We start from the raw sequence: 5113 nt of genomic DNA on the forward strand, positions 1-5113 counted from the left end.
TATAGATAATCACAACGAAAGATGGAAAATATATACAGGCGGCATATGGATTCCCGATTAAAGATTCGGGAATGACGGCGTTACGGGGACTCCCGACACAAGGTCGGGGCTTCAGTACCGGGAACCGTGGATGCATTTTCAGATAAACATCCATGACTATAGATAATCACAACGAAAGATGGAAAATATATACAGGCGGCATATGGATTCCCGATTAAAGATTCGGGAATGACGGCGTTACGGGGACTCCCGACACCAGGCCTATGCGTCAGCACCGTGAATTTCCAGATAAATCCGGGATAGATAAATCAAGTTAAATACACAATAAAAAACATATATACAAACCAGTTAATTTAGGATTTTCGTTCGAGGAGAACAGAACATGGAAAAGAAAATACTGGTTGTCGATGACGAAGCAGCGATACGTAAATTACTGGATAAGGCCTTCAGAAAAAAGGGGTATACGGTCGTACTCGCAGAAAGCGCGGAAGAAGCGCTCGAAATACTGAAGGATGACTATATCCAGGTCATGTTTCTCGATTTACGGCTCCCCGGACAGAACGGTATCGAACTCTGCCGTGAAATCCGTAAAGCAAATCCCATCGCGTGTATTTATGCCATGACCGGATACAGCTCGCTTTTCGAGCTTTCGGATTGCCGCGATGCGGGCTTCGATGATTATTTTCTGAAGCCGGTCGATCTCGATGTGTTTCTGAACACAGCGGAAGATGCTTTTACCAAGCTCGAACGATGGAAGAAAAAAGTTCCCTGAACGCTGCTATTGAAGAATCCACAGGTAAACCTGAAAAGGCCCGGCTCGCTTACGTCATGAACCGGGCTTTTTTGCCCGGCAGGCATGGTAACTATGATTCATCGAGCATCGGGCTTTCGATCACCGTAATCCCGGCCCGCTTCATCTCCGCAATCGCTCTGTCAGTGTCCCCGGGCGCAAGCTCGACTCCCCGGCACCCATCCACGATGAGAAATGTGCGGAAACCGAATTTGACCGCATCGAGGGCGCTGAACCTGACACAGTAATCGGTTGCAAGCCCCATGACAAATACGTCCTCCACTCCCCGCTCTTTCAGATAATCCCCGAGACCGGTCGACTTACGGTATCCGTTGTCGTAAAAACCGCTGTAGCTGTCGATCGATGAATCGGTGCCCTTACGGAAGACCTTTACGATGCGACCGGTGTCCAGACCGGAGACAAATTCCGCGCCATGGGTGTTCCGAACACAGTGGTCGGGCCAGAGAATCTGGCCGAGACCGTTCAGGTCGATGACATCTCCCGGTTTCTTTCCCGGATGATTCGAGGCAAAACTTCCATGATCGGCCGGGTGCCAGTCCTGTGTGGCCACAACGAGGTCAAATGAGCGCATTACGCTGTTGGCGACCGGTACGACCTCATCCCCATGGGTTACGGCGAGCGCGCCGCCCGGTACAAAATCGTTCTGGATGTCGATGAGTAAAAGGGTTTTCATGGTGATGTCCTTCGTTATTTTCAGAATTCATACGGTAAACATACTGTATGAGATTTTATTAATCCGACCTATTCATAAAATTTAATAGAACGCGGATTTTCGCGGATTATTTCTACAGTTGGCAACCACGGGGGGTTGCCCCTACAATAAAATAAAACACGAACTATTATTCCGTCATGTATTGCTTCGGTGATTAAACAGTGACATCAGATGATGTCAAACCGAACCTGTATCGGTGTCTATGCCTGATATGAGTATCATCATTTATTCACCGAAGCAAAATAATAATCCGTTATGACTTTTTGTGTCTTCCTGCTGCGACGCAGCACAGCGAGTATGGTGAAATAATTCCACGAATAATCCGGGTAAGTTATAATACGGTTCACTTAAGTGAAATCAGAATAACTTCAAATAATATCCCCCTTGTCCTTTGGACATCCCCCCTTGTTAAGGGGGGAACAACGGAGCCGGGTATTTTCTCCCTTAACAGGGGGGATACGGCGAAGCCGAGGGGAATCTTTTCCCTCTAACTTTAATAAAAGATTGTTTTTAACCCGACCTATTCACAAAAATTCAATAGAACGCGGATTTTCGCGGATTTTATTCTTTATTTATATATATTTTCAGGTGTTAATGTTTTATTAATTATTAATGATAGTATAAATAATATGTTATATAAATTTGTGTCTTTGTGTCTTCGTGGTTAAATATATTCATGAATAATCCCCATGACCATTGATAGTTACAATGAATGATGAAAAGTGTATGCATTCTGCATATGGATTCCCGATTAAAAATTCGGGAATGACTGCGTTACGGGACTCCCAACACCAGGACGGGTCTTCAGTACCGGGAACCGGAGATGCATTTTCATACAAAATCCGGGGTTATTGCTCCAGCGAATAAATAATGATGCTAATATTTGGAATAGAGGCCGAAACAAGTTCGGCATGACGTCATGCGATGTCACTGTTTAATCACCTGAGCAATAACAAGATTTTTGTCATTTCCGTTTTCAGTATCCGACCGCCTGACCGTCCTTACGATGATCCGAACCGGCGCAGTAGCCATCCGCGAGACGGTAAATGAGCTGGGCGCCGCCGAACGATTCACCGCCGATTTTTATGTTGTGCCCGCGGCGCCGTAATTCCCCGACAACCTCCGGCCTGAAACCGGGTTCGAGCACCACATCGAGATTTTCGAGCACTCTCCACCGGGGCGCATCCGATGCAGTCTGCGGATTCTGACCGTAATCGAAAATCCGAATGACCATCTGGACATGGCCCTGCGGCTGCATGGGACCGCCCATAACGCCGAAACTCATAAGCGGTTTGCCATCCCGCGTCACAAATCCCGGGATGATGGTGTGATAGGGCCGCTTGCCGCCGCCGACGCGATTGGGATGACCCTCCTCGAGCGTGAAGCCATACCCGCGGTTCTGAAGCGAAATCCCCGTTCCGGGAACAACGATGCCCGACCCGAAACCACCGTAATTCGACTGTATATAGGAAACCATCATGCCGTTCGAGTCGGCGGCGGTCAGATATACCGTGCCGCCCCGTGAGGGAACGCCGAATCCGGGATTCTGCGCCTTCTTCATGTCTATCAGCGCGGCTCGTCGTTCGAGATACCCGCTCCCGAGGAGAGCGGCCGGCCTGATATCGAGGCTGTCGGGATCGGCGACATACCGGTGCGCATCGGCGAAGGCAAGTTTCATCGCCTCGATCTGGAGGTGAAGGCAGTCGGCGGAATCGATAGAATACTGCTGAATATTCAATCGTTGAATAATTCCGAGCATTATGAGCGCCGCAATCCCCTGACCGTTCGGCGGTATCTCATGAAGGGTGATGCCGTGGTAATCCATGGATATCGGCTCGACCCAGATGGGCTTGTGGTTCGCAAGGTCTTCGATCGTCATCAGACCGCCTGTCGCCCGCGCATGAGCAGCGATTTTTTCCGCAAGCTCGCCGCGGTAGAATGCCTCGCCGTTCGTTGCGGCAATCCGGCAGAGTGTCCGCGCCTGGTCGGACTGTACAAACTTCTCCCCCGCTTTCGGCGCCCGACCGTCGACCAGAAACGCCGCGCCAAAATCGGGGAAATCGCGATATGTGTCCTTTGCACCGGCCCATCCTTCCGCGGTTATGGGCGAGACGATGAATCCTCGTCCGGCGTACCCGATGGCGGGCTCGAAAAGCTCCTGAAAAGGGAGTTTCCCGAACCGTTTCGACAGCTCAACCCACGCAGAAACCGCCCCGGGAACAGTCACCGTATCCCAGCCGATACGGGGCATTTCGCTTTTCCCCGCAAAACGCTCCGGAGTCATCGCGGCGGGCGATTTTCCCGAAGCATTGATACCGTGAAGCTTTACACCATCCCACAAAATCGAGAACGCATCGCTGCCGATGCCGTTGCTCGTGGGCTCGACGACGGTTAAAGCTATGGCGGTGGCTACGGCGGCATCGACGGCATTGCCTCCCCTGAGAAGCATCCTGAGTCCTGCCTGTGCCGCCAGAGGCTGGGATGTCGCGACAATGTTACCGGCAAGAACCGGCATCCGCTGCGACGGGTAGGGGAAATCATACGAAAACGTATTCATGGTTATCCTCGGTTAAATAAATATGGTTCATGGTTCATGGTTCATGGTTCATGGTTTGTGGTTTGTGGTTTGTGGTTTTTCACCTTGCGCCATGCTTTTTTTAAAAGCTTTCCGCGAACGGAGTGCCGGTCTCTCTGCTGCAGCCGAACCATAAGAAGAACAAGGTTTAAAGAAGGTTACGGCAGAAGAGCGGAAACACAGCCAACAGAAAACAGCGCCCGATGTGCCGGATGCAAAAAGGCTTGGAGAAGTATTTGTAGAATAATATAATACGGTACGTTTTCATAATGCAATCGACTCTCATGCTCCGAAAGTAACACCGTAAAGATAATGCTGTTCACATAAGCGTATTCTTTATCAAAGTCAGAGAAGATAAATTCACCCCCTCGGCTTTTACCAAACCAAAGGACAGGGGAATCGTATTTGATAGTAAACTGATTTCACTTAAGAGGGCTGTGAAAAAGTATCTTTTTCACACGCCCTATGACGAAATGTGTTGTTTTGTTGCTGTCAAGGGCATGTAAATCGGGTGGTACCCCCCATTTTTAAAGAACACTTTTTTAGATGTTACTTCCTTTGCTTGCCCAAAGGAAGTAACCAAGGAAAGGGCACCCCCGTGAAAAGCCTGTTTCCACGGTCACGGCCCGTTTTTCGGGAATGTGTGAACTCACGAGCCTTCGGCTCGCTCGGACAGCACCCATTCTTTTTCCGAAAACCGGTTGTGACCGCGGGACTTTTCAATGGGGTTGATACATCAGAAGCTCCAAAGGGTGTTATAAAAAAGTCATCGTGGATTTTTTTGGGGGGAGGCAGGTGAAGTTGTTCCGGCCATCTCCCATTTAAAGATCACTTTTTTAGATGTTACTTCCTTTGCTTGCCCAAAGGAAGTAATCAAGGAAAGGGCACCCCCGTGAAAAGCCTGTTTCCCCGTTCACGACCCGTTTTTCGGGAATGTGTGAACTCACGAGCCTTCGGCTCGCTCGGACAGCACCCATTCTTTTTCCGAAAACCGGGCCGTGACCGCGGGGCTTTT

3 protein-coding genes are annotated in these 5113 nt (G+C 49.6%); 1 reads left to right on the forward strand and 2 read right to left on the reverse strand.

The genetic code is table 11. The features are described from left to right. Nucleotides 1–382 precede the first annotated feature (382 nt). The gene (locus LLG96_02520; protein MCE5249075.1) at nucleotides 383–772 is read left to right on the forward strand and encodes a response regulator; all 390 of its coding nucleotides are present in this window, start codon (nucleotides 383–385) and stop codon (nucleotides 770–772) included. 91 nt (nucleotides 773–863) lie between these two features. On the opposite strand, the gene pncA is transcribed toward LLG96_02520, so the two are convergent. Beyond that, complete coding sequence (gene pncA, locus LLG96_02525; GenBank protein ID MCE5249076.1) at nucleotides 864–1484, reverse strand: bifunctional nicotinamidase/pyrazinamidase; 621 nt, start codon at nucleotides 1482–1484, stop codon at nucleotides 864–866. A 1015-nt stretch (nucleotides 1485–2499) separates the two neighbouring features. Further along, nucleotides 2500–4080 carry a gamma-glutamyltransferase family protein gene (locus LLG96_02530; protein ID MCE5249077.1) on the reverse strand — a complete coding sequence of 527 codons (1581 nt, stop codon included), beginning with the start codon at nucleotides 4078–4080 and terminating at the stop codon, nucleotides 2500–2502. Between the last annotated feature and the right edge of the window lie 1033 nt (nucleotides 4081–5113).

The organism is bacterium, from assembly GCA_021372535.1.
Lineage (GTDB): Bacteria > Latescibacterota > Latescibacteria > Latescibacterales > Latescibacteraceae > JAFGMP01.

Excerpts from the sequence above, each read along its gene's own strand:
- pncA (MCE5249076.1), bottom strand. The coding sequence starts at position 1,484 with ATGAAAACCCTTTTACTCATCGACATCCAGAACGATTTTGTACCGGGC.
- LLG96_02530 (MCE5249077.1), bottom strand. The coding sequence starts at position 4,080 with ATGAATACGTTTTCGTATGATTTCCCCTACCCGTCGCAGCGGATGCCG.
- LLG96_02520 (MCE5249075.1), top strand. The coding sequence starts at position 383 with ATGGAAAAGAAAATACTGGTTGTCGATGACGAAGCAGCGATACGTAAA.